We start from the raw sequence: 19,459 nt of genomic DNA, 5'->3' as shown, positions 1-19,459 counted from the left end.
GCCGCCGGCGCGGCACACTGGCAGGATGTCGCACCCGGCGCTGCGCGCGCGTCCCCGGTGGCAGCGGACCCGGGATCCGAACTTCCCGAGCGTCGCGCTGGTCGACGGCCACTGGTGGGTGCTGCGGATCAACTGCTTTCCCGATCACCCGCTCTGGACGCTGTTCATCGACGGCGAGCGGGCCTTCGACATCGATGACGCGCCGCCGGAATGGGGTGAGCCCGCCGCCCGCTCCGCCGGGGTTCTCGACATCGTCACGGTCGGCCGGATTCTCGGGCCGATCCGGACCTTCGTCGCCTACGGCAGCGAGATCGGCGACCCCTGCGACAATCCGTTCTGCTGCGGGTGATCCTCACCGGGCTCGCTCGCGCGCCGTCTCCAGCACCGTCAGGGTCTCGAGCGCGTCCCGGGGATCGACCGGGACGGGAGCGCCGTCACACAGCGCGTCCGCCATCGCCCGATAGAAGGCGGGATAGTCACCGGGTTCGGTGCGGAGCGGCTCGACGTGATCCTCGGTACCGAGCCGTCCCCACTGTGCGGATTCGACTGTGCCCCAAGGCTTTCCGTCCCCGGGGCGGCGTCCCGCCCGCAGGTCGGCCTCCTGCGGATCGAGACCTTCGACGACATAGGCGTTCTCGGACCCCAGCACCCGGAATCGCGGACCGGCTTGTCCGGCAACAGCACTCATCCACAGCTGGGATCGGACCCCGCCGGCGTGGGTGAGCGCGAGGAAGGCGTCGTCGTCGGCCGCCACACCGGGCCGCCGGCGGTCGAGTTCGCAGTAGACGTCGGTGACCGGCCCGAACAGCGTGAGCGCCTGATCCACCAGATGACTGCCGAGATCGTAGAGGTAACCCGCGCCCTCGGCGGCGCCACCCACCTCGCGCCACCCGCCCTTCACCACCGGCCGCCAGCGCTCCATCCGGGATTCGAACCGCCGCACCTCGCCCAGGCGACCGTCCTCGACCAGCCGGCGCACGGTACGGAAGTCGCTGTCCCAGCGGCGATTCTGGAACACCGACAGGGCGACGCCCGCCGCGTCGGCGGCAGCGATCAGCGCACGCGCCTCGGCGGTGGTGACCGTGAACGGCTTGTCCACCACCACCGGCAGGCCGGCCTCGATCGCCTGCCGGGCGATCGGCGCGTGCGTCGTGTTGGGGGTGGCGACCACTACCAGATCGATCCGGCCCGGATCGGCGAGCAACTCCTCCGCCGACGCCGCGACCCACACGTCCGGATGTTCGCGCCGCGCCGCGGCCGCGCGCTCGGCCGAGGAGGTCACCACCGCGGCCACCCGCATCCGCGGTTCGGCGGCGATCAGCGGGGCGTGGAACACCGCGCCGGCCAGACCGTATCCGATCACACCCACCCGAATGTGCGTCACGCGCAAGCCCTTTCACCGATGGTCAGCTCATCCTCGGGCACGCCGCACCGAGATCGCGACCACCCGGTTCCGGCGCCCGCCGTAACCGGCGGCGGCCACGAATTCGCACTATAGAGCAGCCGTCCCCGCCGGCCGCGCAGCAATCGGACCCCCGGCCTCCAACACTCCAGTTCCTCCCCCGCAGCGCAGCGCCCCGCCCCGCAACATCTCCGCGCCCCGGAGTGCAGCGGCGCCTTACAGCGCAACATCTCCGCGCCCCGCAGCACAGCGGCGCCCTACAGCGCAACATCTCCGCGCCCCGCAACGCAGCGGCGCCCTACAGCGCAACATCTCCGCGCCCCGCAACGCAGCGGCGCCCTACAGCGCAACATCTCCGCGCCCCGCAACGCAGCGTCACCCTACAGCGCAACATCTCCGCGCCCCGCAACGCAGCGGCGCCCTACAGCGCAACATCTCCGCGCCCCGCAACGCAGCGTCACCCTACAGCGCAACATCTCCGCGCCCGCAGCGCAGGCTCCCGCCCCGCGCGCAATATCGCCGGGCCCGGAGCGCAGCATCACAGCCCACAGCGTCTTACTTCCGAACCGCAGCGCCGCACGACCGCCCGCGCAGCACTCCAGCGCTCAGCGCCGCACTACCGCCCAGCAGTGTCCGCAATCCCCTTCTGTGGCAAAGCAATCAGCCTTCCGCGCGGTGCTCCCGCCGCGACGGCGCTGTGCTCCGAGCTCTCAGCGCCGCACGGCCGCCCGGCAACTCAGCGGAATCGGCCGCGGTCGATCACTCCCCCGGTCCGCCGGTCACCGCGCGGCCGACGATCCGGCCGAAGGCCAGGGCCGGGGTGAGGCACATGCCGGAGCAGAACGCGTTGCCGTTGACGGCGGCCGAGCCGATGACCTCACCGATCGCGTACAGGCCCGGGATCACCGAACCGTCGGCGCGGCGGACCCGAAGCTGTTCGTCCACATCGACTCCCGCGAAGGTGATCAGGGTGACGGGGTGATTCTCGATCGCGTAGAACGGGGGCTCGGCGATCGGGGCCGGCAGCTGCCGGCGGCCGAACGCGGGGTCGTGACCGGCGGCGACACCCGCGTTGTAGGCGGCCACCTCCTCGGTCAGGCCGGTCGGTGAGATTCCGGCGCGGCGCGCCAGGTCCACGAGATCGGCGGCGCGGTGCAGGCCGCGCCGCCGACCGCAGGCGGCGTGCAGTTCCGCGGGAGTCCAGCCGTGCACCATCGGATGCGATTCGCGCAGCGCGCGGGCATCGAACACCATCCAGAAGGTCATGTCCGCGATGCCGGTGAGCGCGCGTTCCTTGCGGTCGATGCTCGGTTCGTCCTCGGCGATCCAGCGGCGACCGGCGCTGTCGACGTAGATCTCCCACGGTGGCCGTTCCGGGGCGACCAGGTGCGGGCGATGGGTCCAGTCCACCCGGGGGTCGTCGCCCGCCGGGGGCAGCCCGCCGAAAGTGGGCAGGTACCGGCCGAGACCTTGCAATCCGGCGCCGGCCCGGCGGGCCAGCAGCAGCCCCTCGCCGGTCGAGGTCGGGGCGGCGGAGGTGGTCAGCGGCGCGCCTTCCAGTTCGGCGAAAAGCTCCGGCGCGAAACCGAATCCGCCGGTCGCCAGGACCACCGCCGGTGCGCGATGGGACGATTCGGCGGTGCGGACCCCGATCACCGTGCGGTCGTTGACGATCAGGTCCGTGACGGCGGTGGCGCAGCGCACCGTCACCCGTCCGTTCGCGACCTGTGGGTCCAGCGACCGCCGCAGCGCGGCGAGCACGGCCGGGCCGCCCGGCGTCGCCTCCGCGTGCACGGTGCGCGGGATCGTGTACGGCTCGTGCCCGTACACGATCCGGGGGGTATTCGGATCCGGCGAGAAACCTTCTGCCAGCAACCATTCCAGCACGGCCGGTTGCTCGGCCAGTGACAGCCGGGTGAGGTCGGCGCGGCCGGTGCCGCCGCTGATCCGCACGATGTCCGCGAAGTGCAGCTCCGGATCGTCCTCGATACCGCGCGCCCGTTGCAGCGAGAACCCGCCCGCCGACAGGTGACCGCCGGAATACGGTAGCGCGCCGCCGATCTCGTCCGCCGCTTCGAGCAGCAGCACGCGCCCGCCCGCCGCACCGGCCGTGACCGCGCACGCGATTCCGGCGGGGCCGGCCCCCACCACGATCGCATCCCAGGCCGTCGCGTCCACGGATACATTGTTTCCCTCGGCGTAACACCCCGCAAGCCGAGCGGGCGCCGCGACAGGTCCGCTACCCTGCTGCGGCATGACCGTCCTCCGCTCGCTGTTGCTGTTCGCGCTCGCGGCGCTGGCCGAGATCGGCGGTGCGTGGCTGGTGTGGCAGGGCTGGCGCGAGCATCGCGGCGTGCTGTGGATCGCGGCCGGGATTGTCGCGCTCGGCGCCTACGGGTTCGTGGCGACCTTCCAGCCCGATGCCCATTTCGGGCGGATCCTCGCCGCGTACGGCGGCATCTTCGTGGCCGGATCGCTGGTCTGGGGCATGGTCGCGGACAAATTCCGCCCGGACCGCTTCGACCTGATCGGCGCGGCCCTCTGCCTGGCCGGCGTGGCGGTGATCATGTACGCCCCGCGCGGGTGATCGGACGCGCCGTGCTCACGCGTGCGGGCCGGTGAGTTCCCGGTAGTAGAAGTACATCGGTTCGGCGGCATCGGGTTCGATGTTCCGGAAGCCGTGGGCCTCGTAGAAACGGCGGGTGTCGGCGTCCTCGCCGTCGACGTTGATCTGGAGTTCCTCGGCGCCGCGGGCGCGGGCCAGTTCGCAGGTGGCCACCAGGAGGGCGTGGCCGATCCGGCGGTTGCGCAGGGCGGGGCGGACGTACAGCTCCTCCAGCAGCGCCACCGGCCCGTCGGTCCACACCGCGGGGCGGAAGGAGACGACCGCGACGCCGGTCGCCGGGTCGCCGCTCAGCAGGGCGACCAGGTCACCCCCGGCAAGGGTGCGGCGCAGGCGAGCCGCGAGGGACTCGACTCCCGGTGTGGGCGAGTCGAATTCGCGATTGAAATCATCCAGCAGGGTGGCGACGAGAGCCGCGTCGGAGGCGTCGGCCGTACGGATCCGATGATCCCGCTCGTGTCCGGTCATCCGCACAGCCTCGCAGCCGGCCGGTCACGACGGCAACGCCGCCGGCCGCGGTTCAGGCGATCCGGAACACCGGGAAGCCGGGTGCGATACCCGCCAGCTCCGCGTCCGTGGCGTCCTTGGTGATCCCCTCGAAGAAGCGGCCCACCTCCCAGCCCCATTTCTTCAGGTACAGCCGCAGCACCGGCACCTTGTCCGCGTCGGCGACCTCGACGGCGGTGAAGGGCTCGGTCGAGCGGCCCAGGCGCAACTCGCCCGATCCGCTCGCGCGGAGGTTGCGCACCCACTGTGTATTGCCGCGAGGCGCCACCAGGTAGCGGTCGCCCTCGGCGTCGACCAGCAGGTTCACCATCGTGGTCCGCCACTCCCCGGACTTGCGCCCGCGGACGGCCAGCAGCCGCGAGCCCGCGACGCTGATGCCGAGGCGGGGCAGCCAGTTGGCGAGCCGGTTGAAGATCGGATCGAAACCGGCGGGGGCGATGTGGCGGTCGGCGATGGCGTTCATGACTACTCCTCACTTTTGAGAGCGGCGCTCTCTGTTCATGAACCAGTCTGCACCCCCGAGAGCCCTTCGGTCAAGAGCAGTGCTCACTTTTCGTCGGCGGAATTCAGAACGCGGCGCCGGCTTCCCGCACTTCGGCCAGCGTCCGCCGCGCGACGGCGCCGAACTCCTCCCCGCCGGGGGTATCGGTCCAGTGCTCGTAGGCGATCGTCATCGCCAGCGCGCCCAGCTCCGCCGCGGCGCGGGCGGTCAGGGCCGCGACGCCGCGGCGCTCGAGGGCGGCGCGCATCGCCTCGGTGAGCCCGATTCCCTTGAGCGCCTCCCGTTCCCGCAGTTCGGGATGGGCGAGGATCACCGCCCGCCGGCGCGCGCCGAACGCGCGGCGCTCGGCGTGGAACACGTCGCGCCCGACGGCATCCAGAGCGTGCGCGATCGCGGCCGAGGGCGGCGAACCCGCGGGCGCCGCCGCGATCCCGTCGGCGAGCAGCCCGGCCATGGCGTCCCCGCCGAACAGCACTTCCCGCTTGTCGGGGAAGTGGCGGAAGAAGGTGCTCTTGGTCAGCCCCGCACGCTCCGCGATCCCGACCACCGTGGTCGCCTCGTACCCGCGCTCCTCGAACAGCTCGAGCGCGGCCAGCACCAGCCGCTCGGAGGCGTTCGGTTGCCAGCGGGCCATCCGGTCAGGATACGGCACCAGGTCCCGTCACCTGGTGCCGTTCCGGGCCCCGCACGAGTCCGGTCTCGCTCCACCGGGTCCGCACAGTCGAGCGAATTTCGCTGACACCATGCGGTTTCCGCGCGGTCATCATCGCGGTACAGCGCGAGTGTCCCTCGCCACACCGGTGCGGAATTCTTGTTTACATAGAACCGATAGGGTTCGTTTCCACCGGATGAATTCTTCGCCATTTCCCTTACCACGGTGTGTTTTTCGCGTTTCCGATCTTGACAGAGCGGGCCGCTGTCACAGATCGTCTGCGCAAACCGACTCTCTACATACAGGGAATGCCGATGCGATCGTCCGGATCGACCGACACCCGGATCCCCCGACGCCGAATCCTGCGCGGGATAACCACTCTGGCCGCGGCGGCCACCGCCTCGGCGGTCGTTCCGCGCCGCGCGGCCGCCGCGCCGGCCGGTAGCCGGGTGGCGGTGTTCGGCGCCGGCCCCGGCGGCATGAGCGTGGCACACGAATTGGCGGAGCGCGGATTTCGGGTCGATGTCTACGAGCGACTGGCCCGGCTGGGCGGCGGGGTGCGGTCCTTCGTGACCCCGGGCGGCGGCAGCGACGGCCGGCCCTCGCTGCCGAACACCTGCGGCGGCCATTTCTTCCTGCCCGGCTATGCGGCGATGCCGGATCTGTTGCGGCGCATACCGACCGGTGACGGACGGCAGGTGATCGATCGGCTGACGGTGTCCTCGCACGACGTGATGGCGGGCGGGATCGGCCTGAACGGCACGCTGCTCGGTCTCGGTGTGCCGACCTCGCCGGAGTCGCTGCGCGATTTCTCGCTCGACCGGGTGCTGCACTCGGTGCGGGGCTTGCTCGCCGACCGCCCCGGCACCCGGCCGACCGACGCCGAACTGCTGGCCGGCAAGATCGCCGCCTGGGTCACCAGCGGCGACCTGCGCCGGGCCGGGCAGCTGGAGTTCATCGACCTGGAGAACGGGTTCTTCCGGGCGGATCGGCTCTCGCCGACCGCGCACACCCTGATCCGGGATCTGTGCCAGACCACCTCCACCGACTCCCCCACCCGCGGCCTGAACGCGCTGACCCTCCTGACCTCGCTGGTCGACCAGAACCTGCACCTGGCCGCCGGCCGGATCACCGCGGCCGCGCCCGGTCGCACGCCGAAGATCCTCATGGACGGCCCGGAGACCGAGGTCTGGTTCGACCCGTGGGCCCGCCACCTGGAGAGCCTCGGCGCGACCTTCCACACCGGCCGCACCCTCACCGAGATCGGCTTCGACGACGGCCGGATCACCGGCGCCACCGTGCGGGACGACAACGGCGCGCGGTCCCGGGTGGAGGCGGACTGGTTCGTGCTGGCGATGCCACCGGACCGGCTCGCTCCGCTGCTCGGCCCGGCGCTGCGCACGGCGGATCCCGGCCTGACCGGCATCGACCGGCTGGACCTGTCGGTGGAATCCGGGTTCGAGCTGTTCTTCCGCGACCCGATCGGCACGCTCGGCGGCCAGGTCACCAATCGCGACGTCGACCGCGACTGGCTGCTGACCGTGGTCGGGCTGTCCGAGATCTGGAACCTGGACCTGAGCGAGTACGGCGACGGCCGGGCCCGCGGGATGATCTCAGTGGAGTTCAACAACCATCCCTACTACAACTCGCCGGGCCCCACCTTCCGCAAACCGATCAAGGACCTCGGTTACGACGAGGCCTTCGCCGAGATCCGCCGACAACTCGTGGACGGCTTCCCCGGCGGCGAAAAGCTTTTCGCCGCAGACAATTTCCTGGGCTGGCGGCCGCACCCCACCCTGAACTGGGACCCGCGCGGCGGCTGGACCGTACCGGATCTGCGCACCGCCTCCGCGCCCGGCACCACCGGATTCTTCCCGCCGCAGGCCGGCCGGATTCCGAACCTGTTCCTGGTCGGCGGGCACACCGCGACCCCGTTCGGCCTGGACTGCATGGAATCGGCCGCGTACTCGGCGAAGGTCGCCACCAACGCACTGCTCGAACGGGCCGGCGCGGACGCGCCGCCGGCCGCCCTGCCCCGCACCGGACCGGCCCCGGAACTGCGGCAACTGCACGAACAGGACGACGCGCGGTTCCGCGCCGGACTACCCAACATATTCGACACCGTCGCGCCGGCCGGTATGCCGTGATCCACCGAAATCCCTTGCGCAGAAACGGAAGTACCACAGCGATGACCCGTGCCCGCTACCCCTTCGCCGTCTTCGGCGCGGCGCTGCTGACCCTGGCCTGCGTCACCTCCACGCAGGTCGCGACCGCGGACCAGCCCATCCCCGAATGGCAGAAGTACGAACCGCGCGCCTACGACAGCTCCGGGCGCCAGCCCGCGGGACATCCGCTGCGCGTGGCCACCCCGGCCGACTCGAACCTGGCGGCGCACGACGGAGATCTCGTCGCCTCCTGGTGGTTGCTCAAGGACCCGCACGACCCGCGGCAGTCACTGATCCTGCTGGAGGTCGAGGCCGGCTGGCAACAGCCCCGGCGGATCGGGCAGAGCGGGGACGTCACCTGGCTGCTGCTGGACGAGAAGAACGCGGACACAGCGCAATTCCCTTTCGGCAACGGCATTCTCGATCCCTCGCACGGACTGCCGGCGGGCGCGACCCGGGAGACCGTGCGGATCGACGGGGAGCCGGGACTGCGCGGCGACAACTTCGCGATCGACCATTCGCCGGAGTCGGACGGCTGGCGGGTGCGGGCCCGCGGCGCGAGCGCGGCCGCCGAGTTCTCGGTCGACGACGTCGTCCCGGGCTCCTACGGCCCCTACTACGGGCCGGGCGGCGCGCTGGAGGCCACCAACATCGCCCCGGTGGCCAACAGCCGGGTCACCGGGACGGCCCGGCTCGGCGACCGGGTCTACGACCTGGACGGCTGGCGGGCCCAGTACTGGCGGATGAACTTTCCCGCCGTCGCCGACACCCAGTTGCACCCCGGCACCGCCTGGGGCGGCTGGGAATGGGTGCACACCTTCGAACCCGACGGCGGATACAGCGAATTCCAGGGCATCATCGACGCGGCCGGGGTGTTCCGGGGCTACATGGTCGACGGCCGGCCGGGCGACATCCGGATCTGCGATCGGGTCGACGTGCGCTTCGACGACTACCGGTGGGGCCGAGCCATGTACGGCGACCCCACCGCGCCGTTCCAGCGGTACACGATCCCCGGCGAGATCACGCTGACCTGCGCGCCCGGCCAGGGCCCGGAGATGACGAAGACCTTCCACCCGGACAGCACGGACTACTTCGACGCCGCGCACTTCGCCTACACCGAGATGCCGGTGCACACCGTGCCGGGCTCGATGGGCAGTTACGAGCACATCCGGTTCGACACGTACCGGGCGGAGAAGTACCGCGAGGGCGCCGGGAGGTGATCCGGATCCGCGGGTAGAGTGATGGGACCAAGTACCGTCACCGTGCGGTCCGGAGTGGAGGTCCCATCATGAGCCGAGCCGTCGTCTACGAAAGCTTCGGCGGTCCCGAAGTGCTGGAGGTGCGCGAGGTTCCGGAGCCGCACGCCGGTCCGGGCGAGGTCCGCATCCGCGTCATGGCGGCCGGACTGAACCCGATGGACTGGATCGTCGCCGCCACCCCGCAGGCCGCCGCCGCGTTCGGCGTCACCGTGCCCGCCGGCTTCGGCTTCGACTTCGCCGGTGTGATCGACGAGATCGGAACCGGCACAACCGGTTTCACCGTGGGTACGCGAGTGTACGGCGGCGCGATGGCGAAGGCCGCGGCCGATCACCTGATCCTGCCGATCCCGCCCACCCAGCCCGATGCCCTGTTCCGCACCCCGGACGGCATCACCGACGAGGTGGCGGCGACCCTGCCGGTCGCGGGGATGACCGCCGCCGCCGCGCTCACCGCGATCGGCCTGCGGTCGGGCGACACCGTCCTGATCGGCGGCGCCGCCGGTGGTGTGGGGGTCTTCGCCGTGCAACTGGCGACACTCGCGGGCGCCCGCGTGATCGGCACAGCCGGCCCGGACACCGTCGACTTCCTCCGCGAACTGGGCGCCGAACCGGTCGCTTACGGTCCTGGCCTGGCCGACCGGGTCTGGGCAACGGCCCCCGGCGGCATCACCGCCGCGGCCGACCTGTTCGGCACCGAGACCGCCGAAACAGCTCTCGCCCTGGGCATTCCACCCGAACGCATCGTCACGATCGCCGCCGGCCCCAACCCACCCGGCGGCGTACGCGCCACCGGCGGCAGCCAGGCTGGCCCCGACGACCTGCGCCGGATCACCGACGCCATCCGCAGCGGCGCACTGACCGTCCCGATCGCCGCCACCTTCCCCCTCGAGCGGATCGCCGACGCCGTCACCCTCCAGGCGGGCCGCCACATCCACGGCAAGATCGTGATCACCGTCTGAGCCCGGCCCACAGCGCCCGCGCAGCCCCGACAAGGTCACTCGGTACTGGCGCCGCTCACGGCGGGATCATCGGTTGCGCGACGACTGAGCGTCCCGGTCGGCTTCGGCGCCGACCGCCGACAGGTCGCGACCGTCACGTTCGGGGGCGGGGCGTGGGGGCGTGTCATGAGAAGGGCCGGTGTGGGTGGCCGGCGGCGCCCATTGCTCGGGCATCGCGCGCTTCCGTTCACCGGGTTCGTCGGGCGAATCACGCAGGCGCGGATCGACGGTGACCGGTCGTGTCCACGGGGTCACCGGGCCGTCGTCGCCGGAATCCTTGTCCGCCATATCCTTTCGGCCTGCCGCCGCTACCCAGCTGACGTTCGTGCGCCTGGACCCGGACCGTTCACCTGCCGACACGCGCCCGCCGGATCCGGCCCGCCGGTCCTCGGTCGGCGCCACACCCACGCCGGGCCGGTCCGGGGCGGCATCCCGGTGGCCGCCGCCGGCCCGCCGTTGTTCCGGTGCGGTCACCGAAAGCCTTGCTCCGGAACGGTTCCCGGCATCGGGGGCACGCTCGGCGGGGGCCGCCCGACCGGCATCCGGTCCGGGCGCGCCGGAACGATGCCCGGGGGCGCCCTGCCCGCCGCCGACGCGCTGCTCACTTCCGAATTCGGGCAGGTGCGACGTGCTCGTCGCGGAGCGTTTCGCCGTGGGTGCACGCTCGGCATCTGTTCGCCGGTCGCCGCGCGTCGCATCCGATTTTCCGGCGCCGGTGCGTGTTTCGTCGGAATCCGCGCGGGGTCGCATCGCGTCCGGCTTTCCCGGATCGGGACGATCGGCGGTGGCGCGGCGATCGGCGGAATCGGCTCGCCTGTTGGCGGTCGCGTCCGGTTTTCCGGTGCCGGTCCGTGTTTCGTCGGTATTCGCGCGAGTTCGCGTCGCGTCCGACTTTCCCGGTTCCGGATGATCGGCCGTGGTCCGCCGGGCGGCGGACGGCTCGTCGGGAGCTCCCCGGGAAGCCGTTCCCGGGTTGGTCGACAGCGGCGAGAACACTTGGGCGGCAGCGCTGTCGGGGGTGCTGACCGCGCCGCCCACCAGGTCGGCGTCGCCGGGACCGTCGGCCGGATCGGGGGTGACGACACCGTCGAATCCGGCGACGCCCGCCCGGGTGTCCGCTCCGGCGACACCGCCGCGAGAACGCTCACGCCGGGACGCGCCCATGGTGGCGTTGGACGCCGCGCCGAGGCCGGCCATCGCGCCGGCGGCGGCACTCTCCAGGCCCGCGAGGCCGGACAGACCGGCGGTCGGCGACGCCATGGCACTACCGGCGGACACGGCGGCCGCACCGGGACCGGCCGCGTACGCCGCGCCGCCGGGGTCGGCCGTCGCGGCGATGGGACCAACCGCTGTCGCGGCGGCGCCGGGATCGGCCGGAATCGACGTGGCATCGAAATCGGTTCGGCCACCCGGGAATACGGAGTCGCCGGGGGCGGCGGTGTCTCCCGGGGCGGCGACCTCGGGGGGAGCCACCGTCGTGTCGAAGGTGGGGGCGGTGACCTCGGGGGGAGCCACGGTCGCGTCGGAGGTGGAGGCGCCGGCATCCGCAGGCGCAGCGGCCGCGCCGGGCGAGGCGGCATCGAAGGGGGTACCGGCGGTGGCCGGCGCCTGCGCGGATGCCCCCGACGGACCACCGGCGGACGGGTCGGCGGCGGCCGGTGCCGCGGCGGCCGGTGCGGCCGTGCTGTGCGGATCCCAGCGTCGCAGCAGGTTCTCGAACTGCTCGGCGTGCGGACGAGCGGCGTCCGCCACCGCCGACGCCGAACTCTGGGCCACCCGACGCACCTGGTCGCGGATCTCGTCGACGATGGCGTCCACGTCCGCGCGCTCGTCGCCGGAGCCACGATCGGCGCCCGACGCCTGCTGTCGTTGCCGGGCGGCGGTGACGGTGTCGATCCGCCGGACCGCCTCCTCGTACAGGTCGAGGATCTTGTGCCGGGTACGGGCGGTGATGCTCACGAAATCGTCGAGCATCTCGGTCAGCGCGTACAGCGCGCCACCGAGTTCGCGCAGATCACCGGTGCGGGTGTCCATCGCCTCCCGGATCGAGCTGAGGCTGCGACTGGACACCACGGCCTCGTCGAAGCGGCGGCACGCCTGCTCCGCGGGACCGTGGTCGAAGGTGTCGGCGGCGGTGCGCACCGAGGACGCCAGATGCTCCCACTGCCGCTGGGGCCAGTGGTCGCCGACGATCAGCGACCAGTACGGGCCCTGTCCGGGTTCCGGCACGGCTGGACGCTCGTCAGGGGATGAGGCCGGCGCCCATGGACAGGTTGAACATCTCCTGAGTCCCCTCGGGGGTCTCGTAGATGGACTGCCGGCGTGGCGCCGCCGCGGGTGCGGGCATCTCGGGCGCGGCGTGCGTGATGCCGCGCCCGGCCTGCTCGTCCATCTCCGCCAGCCGGTCGCCCACGCCGCGCACCGCGTCGGCGTAGCCCGCACCGTAGTCGGAGGGAGGTGCGTAGGCGGCGCCGTCCAGCGCCGGGATCACCGCGGTCAACTGGCCGATCACCGCGTCGTCGACCGGGCTCGGGACCGGGCCCGTCGTCGCGCTGTTCCGCAGTTCGCCGACAGCTGCCTGGAAGACACCCCAGGCGTTCTGGACGCCCTGGTCGAAGGCCAGCGCGGCCTCGTGCGCAGCATCCGTATCGGCGTGGAAGAGGTCGGTCATGCTGTCAATCCGTCCTTCGGAAGCGGTATCGGAGCACTGCCTACTATCCGGCATCCCCGGTGCTGGGAACCGAGTCGATCCGTTCGGAGCGATATCGCCGTTGTCCGGGCTCGACGCGCGGAAACACGCCCGGCACAATGAAATCCGCCCGTTTCAGGGCGTCGGGGGCGGGCAAGCTACGGATATGAGCACACGCTACACATACCGCGGACCCGCCACTGCTGCGGGTATCGTGAGCGCCGTCGGTGGAATCTTCGCACTCGTCGAAGCCGTCTACATCCTGATGCTGCTGTTGCACGCGAATCAGGGAAACGGATTCTTCCGTTTCATCAAATCGCTGGCCGAACCGCTGGCACTCTTCTTCCCCGGATTGTTCACCCTCGACAACGAGAATCTGAACATCATCCTCAACTACGGCCTGGCCGCGATCTTCTGGTTGATCGTGACCGGCATCATCGCCCGATTGGTGGCTCGGATCTAGCCCGGCCGATTCCGACCGACTCGGTGCGATCCTGGCTCAGTGTTCGCGCGGAGTGAGGAACTCCAGCCTGTGGTGGTGGAGAAATTCGAAGGCCGGTGCCCAGTGTCCGGTGAACACGTCGTCCTCGCGGCCGACCGTGCGCACCGACGGGTCACCCGACCTCGGATCCGCACACACCACCCTGGCCTCGTGACGACCCCCACTCACGGGGCCGGTGTCGAGATCGACCGTGCCGTCGGCACCGACCGGCTGCCACGGCATATCGATGCCGGCCCCCGCGATACGGCACACGTGACCGGCCTTCTCGCCGGTCACGTGTGCTGTCACGGTATGCCCGCCGTGCACGGCGGCCGAGGGCGACGCCGACGCGGTCGCGGCACCGACGACGAGGACGGCGCCGACTGCGCACCCGAGCCCCACAGTGATCCGGTTCATGACGAACCGAGCTTACCGACCGACATACAGCGACGACAACCAGTAGTACCTACCGGCGGACGATCGATGTCAGAGGATAGTCGCCCTGCCGCGCACGGCCGTTGAGGAAACTCAGCTCCAGCACCACCGCCGCGGCCACCACCTGTGCCCCCGCCGATGCGAACAGTTCCGCGGCCGCGGCCAGCGTCCCGCCGGTGGCCAGCACATCGTCCAGCAGCAGCACCCGCCGGCCCGCCAGATCGATCCCGTCGGCCGGGATCTCCAGCGCCGCCGAACCGTATTCCAGCGTGTATTCCCGCGAGAGCACCGGCGGCGGCAGCTTCCCCGCCTTGCGCACCGCCACCACGCCCGTGCCGCGAACGGCCGCCACACCCGCACCGAGCAGGAATCCCCGGGCGTCGACCCCGGCCACCAGATCCGCGTCGGCGGCGACATCTCCGAGATGGTCGATCACCGCGTGGAAGCCGACGGCATCCGCGAACACCGGTGTCAGATCGGCGAAACGCACACCGGGGGTCGGGAAGTCGTCGTGCCAGCGGGTCAAGCGCTCGACGGCCTCTGCTGCCCGGGTGGACCGCTCCCCGGCGGTCTCCGCCGTCTCCGTCATCGTGTGTTTGCTCATCCGCGCCCACTCCTCATCCCAAATGCTCACCGCTGCAACACCCAGCGGTCCATGTTCCAGCCCGCACCGGCCTTGGTGGGGCTCACGATCCCGTTCAGCAGGCCGGCACCGAAGGCGACGGTGCGCGGTGTGGCGAACAATGGCACCGACGGCATGTCGGTCCACAGCAGATTCTCGGCTTCGGTGTCCGCGCTGAGGACGTCCGCCGAAAAGTCGTCCGCCGCAAGCTGATCGGTGAGCGAATCGTACCGGCCGTTACTGTAGTGGCCGAAATTCAGGCCCTGACCACTGTGCAGCGACACCGTAGCGCCCACTCCCGTGGACGATCCGGACGGACCGGGCGCGCCCGCGGTGCCGCCGAGGACCGCGTCCACCTTGTCGCCGAGTTCAGTGGGTGTGAAATCCGGTGCGCCCGCGTCGACCACGGTGATACCCGCGGCCTTGCAGGCGTCGGCGATCGTCGCGACCGTCTGCGCGCGACGGTCATCGGGCGCCAGATACCCGATGCGCACGGTCGGATTCGCGCCCAGCGCCCGGGACTGCCCGGCGGCGGCCGCGTCGCCGTTGCGATACTTCTCCGCCGCATTCGTCACGATCGGGTAGTACAGCGAATCCGGCTGCACAATACGGGAATTGAGCGTTCCGGAACCCAGGCCGGACTTCACGTCGAAGCCCGGATGACCGAACCTGTCGTACAGCGACTGCCGCGGCAGGCACAGCGCGAAACCCCGCCGGGCGTCGGCGGAACCGAACACCCCGCTCGTGGCCAGCACCAGCTGCTCGGCCCCGCGGCTGGGCACCTGCTGGGCCGAGAATCCGCTCAGGCTCAGGTCTTTCACCGAACCGGCGCCGATGTCGACGACCGCGACCGCCTTGTCGGCCAGCTTCTTGCGCAGGTCGATGTTCTTCGGCAGCAGCACGATTCGCGCGGTACGGGCCGAATTGCCCCACCAGCGTTCGTTCTTCACCAGCACGATGCCGTCGGTGTCGCCGACGGACTCGATCCGGTAGGGGCCCGAGGAGGGGAAGACCTTGGGATCGGCCGTGCCCTGCTTCAGATCCCAGCCGGTGTTCCAGAACTGCGCGAGCTTCTCCAGCACCGCCTGATCGCCGCTCTGCACGGCCTTCACCACGTCCGGCACCCCGGCGGCCTGGGCCGCCACGTGCGCGGGCATCAGATCGGAGGCGGTGAACAGCGTCTGCCAGGCCAGGAAGTGCCGCTCGGGCCGGAAGGTCACCGTGGCGCTCTTGGCGCCGGGCTGGCAGTCCACCCGCTCGATGTCCGCATAGCCCGCGGTACTGGCCGCGTCGAACATCGGGGCGCCGCCGGGGCGGGTGAACCGGCCGCTGCGCGCGGCCCATTCCAGCACCATGTCGTCACAGCTGGTCGGCACGCCGTCGGAGTAGACACCGTCCGGATTGAGCCGGTACTGGATGGTCTGGGAATCGCCGGGCACCTGTTTGGCCGTGCCGTAATCGGTGTCGGCGATCGGCTGGCCGTCCGGGCCGGTGTAGAAGAACCCGGTCAGCACCCGGGGGAACAACGCCGCGGCGCCACCGCTGACACCGAGCGTGCTCCCGCCGTTGTAGGTGGCCGGCAGCGCGTCCACCGCGTAACCGATGGAGGGCACCTGATCCTTGCCGGAACACGCGGCGAGCAGCCCGGCGGCGAGCGTGCCCGCCGCCAGTACCGCCCACACCCGGCGACTCGTACGGCGCGCTCGCCGCCCCCACCCCATGCTCAGTTCCTTCTCTTGGTCCGTTTCCCGCTGGGCCTGGCACCCGGTCTCGGCACGGCGGGCGCCTCCGCGCTCGCGCTGCGGGCGCTGGCCGCGGTGGCGCGCTCGGCGGCCAGGGCGCCGATCCGGGCGTTGGCCACCCCGGCCCGCTTCGAGAGCACCTTCCTGGTGTGCGCGGCGACCGGGCCGTACCGCTCCTTGATCGACACCAGCAGCGGCACCGCGAAGAAGATCGACGTGTAGGCGCCGACGATCATGCCGACCAGCTGCACCAGCGCCAGATCCTTCAGCGTGCCGACGCCGAGCAGCCACACCGCGATCACCAGCATCGCGACGATCGGGAGGATGCCGATGATCGTCGTGTTGATCGACCGCATCAGCGTCTGGTTGGCGGCCAGATTCGCCTGCTCGCCGTAGGTGCGCCGACTCAGATGCAGCACGCCGCGGGTGTTCTCCTCGACCTTGTCGAAGACAACCACGTTGTCGTACAGCACGAAACCGAGGATGGTCAGCAGGCCGATCACCGCCGCCGGGGTGACCTCGAATCCGACCAGCGAATAGATGCCCGCGATGATGACCAGGTTGAAGAACAGCGAGGCGATCGAGGCGAAGGCCATGTCGCGCTCGAACCGGATCGCGATGTAGATCATGGTCAGCAACACGAACACGACCAGCGCGATGATCGCCTTCCGCGTGACCTCACCACCCCAGGTGGAGCTGATCTCGGCGATGCTGATCGTGTTGCGGCTCACCGTGCCGCTCGAGTCCTTCGGATGGAAGGCCTCGAACAGCGCGTCCTGCACCTTCTGCGGATCGTTGCCGGTCAGGGTGTCGGAGCGGATCTCGATCGCCGCGGCCGATCCCGCGCCGACGCGCTGGGTGGCGACCGGCTTGTGCCCGATGGCCTGCGCGTACACGTCCTCCACCTGCGAGGTGGTGACCGTGCCGTTGGTCGGCATCTGGATGCGGGTGCCGCCGACGAAGTCGATGCCGAGGGTGAACCAGCGCAGGCCGATGCTCAGCAGCGAGATCACCAGCAGCGCCGCCGCCAGCCCGTAGTAGAACCGGCGCCGGCTGACGATCCGGAAACCACCCGTGCCGGTGTAGAGCCGCTCGAAGAAGCCGTGATGCGGGCCCTCATCGATCGGCTCGTCGACCGCGGCGTCGTCGAGGACCGGAGTGGAGTTGCTCATTACGCTTCCTTCCCCGCCGGCACGCGGGCGCCGGCCTTGCGTTCGCGGCCGATCTGCTGCACGGCGCCGAGACCGTTGACCGAGGGCTTCGCGAAGAACGGCGACCGCGAGGCCATCATCATCAGCGGCGCGGTGACCAGATAGAGCACGATCACGTCGAGGACGGTGGTCAGGCCGAGGGTGAACGCGAAGCCCTTCACCTGTCCGGCGGCCAGGATGTAGAGGACCACGGAGGCGATCAGGCTGACCGTCTTACCCGACAGGTTGGTGCGCTGCGCGCGGGCCCAGCCGCGCGGCACCGCCGAGCGGAAGCTGCGGCCCTCGCGCATCTCGTCCTTGATGCGTTCGAAGAACACCACGAACGAGTCGGCGGTCATACCGATACCGATGATCAGACCCGCGATACCGGCGAGATCCAGCGTGAAGTGGATCCACCGGCCCAGCAGCACGATGATGCCGTACACCGCGAAACCCGAAGCGACGAGCGAGAATCCGGCCAGGAAGCCGAGCATCCGGTAGTAGGCCAGGCAGTACAGCAGCACGGCGATCAGGCCGATGCCGCCCGCGATCAGGCCCGCGTGCAGCGACGACAGGCCCAGGGTGGCCGACACCGTCTCGGCCTCGGAGGTCGCGAACGACAGCGGCAGCGAACCGTACTTGAGTGTGTTGGCCAGTTCCTTGGCCTGGGTCTGGGTGAACTTGCCGGAGATCTCGGTGTTGCCGCCGACCTGACCGGCCGCCTGCACCTGCGGGGCGCTGACCACCTGCGAGTCCAGGGTGAAGGCCAGCTGCTTCTGGTAGTAGTCCGAGGTCAGCTGACCCCAGGTCTTGGCGCCGCCGGACTTGAAGGTCACGTCGACCACCCACTGCGACGACTGCTGATTCAGGTTCGCGGTGGCGCCGTCGATCTCCTGGCCGTCGAGCTTGCTCTTGTCGAGCAGGTACACGCCGGTGCCGTCGGTCGAGCAGGCGACCAGCGGCAGGTTCGGATCGTCGTTGCCTGCCAGCGGATCCGGCTTGGTGCAGTCCAGCGACTGCATGGCCAGCGCCTGGATCTGCGGATCGGTGCTCTGCCGCAGCGTCTTCGCGTCGGCGATCTCCTTCTGCGCGCGCTGCTGCGGGTTCAGGTCGCCGGCCGGCGCGGGCGTGGCGGGAGTGGCCGGGGCGCCGGACGTCGGAGCCGGGGCGGCGGGCGCGGTGCTCGCCGCCGGAGCGGGTTCCTCGGGAGCCGGGGCCGGTTCGGGGGCCTGCGCGGGGAAGACACGATTCTGGGCCGCGGGGCCGGCGCTGTCGTCGGGCACGGCCTCGGTGGGCGGCGCGTCGGCGGCCGGTCCCGCGACCTGCGGAGCCTGAGCGGGCGCCGCGGCGGGCGGAGCCGGAACGGGGGCCGCGGCGGGCGCGGGCTGCTCGCCGGGCGCGGGCGCCGGCTGATCCAGCGGCGGGGCGGCACCGGGAGCGGGCGCCTCGGTGGCCGGTTGCTGCGGCGGGGTCTGCTGCTGCGGCGCGGTGCCGGCGCTCTTCTGCGCGGCGCCGGACTGCAGGACCGGCCGGACGTACAGCTTCGCGGTGGTGGCCAGCGACTTGGCCTGCTGGCCGTCCTCGCCGGGCACCGTGATCACGACATTGTCGCCGTCGACCCGAACCTCCGACCCGGAGACGCCGAGACCGTTGACCCGCGACTCGATGATCTGCTGGGCCTTCTTCAGGCTGTCCTGGCTCGGCTTACCGCCGTCGGGGGTGCGGGCGGTCAGGGTCACGCGGGTGCCGCCCTGCAGGTCGATGCCGAGCTTGGCCTGCGGAGAGTTGTCCGCAGTGAAGAAGATCAGCGCGTAGATCAACGCCACGAGCGCCGCGTAGACGCCGATCAGTCGCAGCGGATGCCCCTGTCCCTTGGAAGGTGGCACAGTCGTTTCTCCTAGGCGGGTCGTCGGTGGAACGTGCGGACACGCTACAGCGCCGTCGCACCACTCGGGAGGGGTGCGCCGGCGCTGTCGCGGATCAGTCCTTGGTCAGCCGGGTGGGGTCCTCGGCCGCGTCGCCCGACGCGGCGCCCTCGGCGGACCCGCCGGTGCCGTTGGTCGTGGTCGTACCGTCGGTCGCCGCGGCGGTGCCGTTCGCGGACTCGGCCGCGGCGGTGCCGTTCGCGGACTCCGCCCGGCCGGCGGCGGGCTCCACCGCGGTGCCGTCGGTCGTCTCCACGGCGGTGTCGC

The 19,459-nt window shown here is 71.1% G+C and carries 18 protein-coding genes; 6 read left to right on the top strand and 12 right to left on the bottom strand.

Annotated elements, in window-relative coordinates:
• Positions 1-25 precede the first annotated feature (25 nt).
• Positions 26-349 (top strand): hypothetical protein, encoded by a 324-nt coding sequence (locus NRB56_RS22775; RefSeq protein ID WP_153345485.1) that lies wholly within the window; start codon positions 26-28, stop codon positions 347-349.
• Positions 350-352: 3 nt separating this feature from the next.
• On the opposite strand, the gene NRB56_RS22770 is transcribed toward NRB56_RS22775, so the two are convergent.
• Positions 353-1,384 (bottom strand): Gfo/Idh/MocA family protein, encoded by a 1,032-nt coding sequence (locus tag NRB56_RS22770; RefSeq protein ID WP_319943374.1) that lies wholly within the window; start codon positions 1,382-1,384, stop codon positions 353-355.
• A 777-nt stretch (positions 1,385-2,161) separates the two neighbouring features.
• Positions 2,162-3,580 (bottom strand): FAD-dependent oxidoreductase, encoded by a 1,419-nt coding sequence (locus tag NRB56_RS22765; RefSeq protein ID WP_319943373.1) that lies wholly within the window; start codon positions 3,578-3,580, stop codon positions 2,162-2,164.
• A gap of 76 nt (positions 3,581-3,656) precedes the next feature.
• On the opposite strand from NRB56_RS22765, the gene NRB56_RS22760 reads away from it, so the two are divergent.
• On the top strand, positions 3,657-3,989 hold the full coding sequence (locus NRB56_RS22760) for a YnfA family protein (protein WP_153345479.1): 333 nt from the start codon (positions 3,657-3,659) through the stop codon (positions 3,987-3,989).
• A 15-nt stretch (positions 3,990-4,004) separates the two neighbouring features.
• Here the strand turns inward: NRB56_RS22760 and NRB56_RS22755 are convergent, their stop codons facing one another.
• From NRB56_RS22755 to NRB56_RS22745, 3 genes are all read right to left on the bottom strand, one after another.
• Positions 4,005-4,493 (bottom strand): GNAT family N-acetyltransferase, encoded by a 489-nt coding sequence (locus NRB56_RS22755; protein WP_153345477.1) that lies wholly within the window; start codon positions 4,491-4,493, stop codon positions 4,005-4,007.
• A 52-nt stretch (positions 4,494-4,545) separates the two neighbouring features.
• Positions 4,546-4,995: a nitroreductase/quinone reductase family protein gene (locus NRB56_RS22750; protein ID WP_153345475.1), complete on the bottom strand. Its 450-nt coding sequence runs from the start codon at positions 4,993-4,995 to the stop codon at positions 4,546-4,548.
• A gap of 103 nt (positions 4,996-5,098) precedes the next feature.
• Positions 5,099-5,668: a TetR/AcrR family transcriptional regulator gene (locus tag NRB56_RS22745; protein ID WP_153345473.1), complete on the bottom strand. Its 570-nt coding sequence runs from the start codon at positions 5,666-5,668 to the stop codon at positions 5,099-5,101.
• 332 nt (positions 5,669-6,000) lie between these two features.
• Between NRB56_RS22745 and NRB56_RS22740 the strand changes: the two genes are divergently transcribed.
• The 3 genes from NRB56_RS22740 (at position 6,001) to NRB56_RS22730 (ending at position 10,069) form a co-directional block, all read left to right on the top strand.
• Positions 6,001-7,833 carry an FAD-dependent oxidoreductase gene (locus NRB56_RS22740; protein WP_153345471.1) on the top strand — a complete coding sequence of 611 codons (1,833 nt, stop codon included), beginning with the start codon at positions 6,001-6,003 and terminating at the stop codon, positions 7,831-7,833.
• Between the two features lie 41 nt (positions 7,834-7,874).
• On the top strand, positions 7,875-9,071 hold the full coding sequence (locus tag NRB56_RS22735; protein ID WP_227838217.1) for a hypothetical protein: 1,197 nt from the start codon (positions 7,875-7,877) through the stop codon (positions 9,069-9,071).
• 68 nt (positions 9,072-9,139) lie between these two features.
• Positions 9,140-10,069: an NADP-dependent oxidoreductase gene (locus tag NRB56_RS22730; protein WP_153345469.1), complete on the top strand. Its 930-nt coding sequence runs from the start codon at positions 9,140-9,142 to the stop codon at positions 10,067-10,069.
• A gap of 66 nt (positions 10,070-10,135) precedes the next feature.
• On the opposite strand, the gene NRB56_RS22725 is transcribed toward NRB56_RS22730, so the two are convergent.
• Both NRB56_RS22725 and NRB56_RS22720 read right to left on the bottom strand, forming a co-directional pair.
• Positions 10,136-12,337 carry a hypothetical protein gene (locus NRB56_RS22725; protein WP_153345467.1) on the bottom strand — a complete coding sequence of 734 codons (2,202 nt, stop codon included), beginning with the start codon at positions 12,335-12,337 and terminating at the stop codon, positions 10,136-10,138.
• 13 nt (positions 12,338-12,350) lie between these two features.
• Positions 12,351-12,779 carry a hypothetical protein gene (locus NRB56_RS22720; RefSeq protein WP_153345465.1) on the bottom strand — a complete coding sequence of 143 codons (429 nt, stop codon included), beginning with the start codon at positions 12,777-12,779 and terminating at the stop codon, positions 12,351-12,353.
• A gap of 184 nt (positions 12,780-12,963) precedes the next feature.
• Between NRB56_RS22720 and NRB56_RS22715 the strand changes: the two genes are divergently transcribed.
• Positions 12,964-13,260 (top strand): hypothetical protein, encoded by a 297-nt coding sequence (locus NRB56_RS22715; RefSeq protein ID WP_153345463.1) that lies wholly within the window; start codon positions 12,964-12,966, stop codon positions 13,258-13,260.
• A gap of 36 nt (positions 13,261-13,296) precedes the next feature.
• Here the strand turns inward: NRB56_RS22715 and NRB56_RS22710 are convergent, their stop codons facing one another.
• The 5 genes from NRB56_RS22710 to secD are packed head-to-tail and all read right to left on the bottom strand — an operon-like array spanning position 13,297 to position 19,153.
• Complete coding sequence (locus NRB56_RS22710; RefSeq protein ID WP_153345461.1) at positions 13,297-13,695, bottom strand: hypothetical protein; 399 nt, start codon at positions 13,693-13,695, stop codon at positions 13,297-13,299.
• Positions 13,696-13,744: 49 nt separating this feature from the next.
• Positions 13,745-14,317, bottom strand: coding sequence for an adenine phosphoribosyltransferase (locus NRB56_RS22705; protein ID WP_153345929.1), 573 nt, complete (start codon positions 14,315-14,317; stop codon positions 13,745-13,747).
• 26 nt (positions 14,318-14,343) lie between these two features.
• On the bottom strand, positions 14,344-16,056 hold the full coding sequence (locus NRB56_RS22700; RefSeq protein ID WP_153345458.1) for an ABC transporter substrate-binding protein: 1,713 nt from the start codon (positions 16,054-16,056) through the stop codon (positions 14,344-14,346).
• A 2-nt stretch (positions 16,057-16,058) separates the two neighbouring features.
• The gene (secF, locus tag NRB56_RS22695; protein WP_153345456.1) at positions 16,059-17,249 is read right to left on the bottom strand and encodes a protein translocase subunit SecF; all 1,191 of its coding nucleotides are present in this window, start codon (positions 17,247-17,249) and stop codon (positions 16,059-16,061) included.
• Positions 17,249-19,153: a protein translocase subunit SecD gene (gene secD, locus NRB56_RS22690; RefSeq protein WP_319943372.1), complete on the bottom strand. Its 1,905-nt coding sequence runs from the start codon at positions 19,151-19,153 to the stop codon at positions 17,249-17,251. The genes secF and secD overlap by 1 nt, the downstream gene beginning before the upstream one ends.
• Between the last annotated feature and the right edge of the window lie 306 nt (positions 19,154-19,459).

This window comes from Nocardia aurantia, from assembly GCF_009604425.1.
Lineage (GTDB): Bacteria > Actinomycetota > Actinomycetes > Mycobacteriales > Mycobacteriaceae > Nocardia > Nocardia aurantia.
This window is presented reverse-complemented; position numbering and strand designations above follow the sequence as displayed.

Excerpts from the sequence above, each read along its gene's own strand:
- NRB56_RS22720 (WP_153345465.1), bottom strand. The coding sequence starts at position 12,779 with ATGACCGACCTCTTCCACGCCGATACGGATGCTGCGCACGAGGCCGCG.
- NRB56_RS22755 (WP_153345477.1), bottom strand. The coding sequence starts at position 4,493 with ATGACCGGACACGAGCGGGATCATCGGATCCGTACGGCCGACGCCTCC.
- NRB56_RS22735 (WP_227838217.1), top strand. The coding sequence starts at position 7,875 with ATGACCCGTGCCCGCTACCCCTTCGCCGTCTTCGGCGCGGCGCTGCTG.
- secF (WP_153345456.1), bottom strand. The coding sequence starts at position 17,249 with ATGAGCAACTCCACTCCGGTCCTCGACGACGCCGCGGTCGACGAGCCG.
- NRB56_RS22700 (WP_153345458.1), bottom strand. The coding sequence starts at position 16,056 with ATGGGGTGGGGGCGGCGAGCGCGCCGTACGAGTCGCCGGGTGTGGGCG.
- NRB56_RS22705 (WP_153345929.1), bottom strand. The coding sequence starts at position 14,317 with ATGAGCAAACACACGATGACGGAGACGGCGGAGACCGCCGGGGAGCGG.
- NRB56_RS22750 (WP_153345475.1), bottom strand. The coding sequence starts at position 4,995 with ATGAACGCCATCGCCGACCGCCACATCGCCCCCGCCGGTTTCGATCCG.
- NRB56_RS22760 (WP_153345479.1), top strand. The coding sequence starts at position 3,657 with ATGACCGTCCTCCGCTCGCTGTTGCTGTTCGCGCTCGCGGCGCTGGCC.
- NRB56_RS22740 (WP_153345471.1), top strand. The coding sequence starts at position 6,001 with ATGCGATCGTCCGGATCGACCGACACCCGGATCCCCCGACGCCGAATC.
- NRB56_RS22730 (WP_153345469.1), top strand. The coding sequence starts at position 9,140 with ATGAGCCGAGCCGTCGTCTACGAAAGCTTCGGCGGTCCCGAAGTGCTG.
- NRB56_RS22715 (WP_153345463.1), top strand. The coding sequence starts at position 12,964 with ATGAGCACACGCTACACATACCGCGGACCCGCCACTGCTGCGGGTATC.
- NRB56_RS22745 (WP_153345473.1), bottom strand. The coding sequence starts at position 5,668 with ATGGCCCGCTGGCAACCGAACGCCTCCGAGCGGCTGGTGCTGGCCGCG.
- NRB56_RS22710 (WP_153345461.1), bottom strand. The coding sequence starts at position 13,695 with ATGAACCGGATCACTGTGGGGCTCGGGTGCGCAGTCGGCGCCGTCCTC.
- NRB56_RS22775 (WP_153345485.1), top strand. The coding sequence starts at position 26 with ATGTCGCACCCGGCGCTGCGCGCGCGTCCCCGGTGGCAGCGGACCCGG.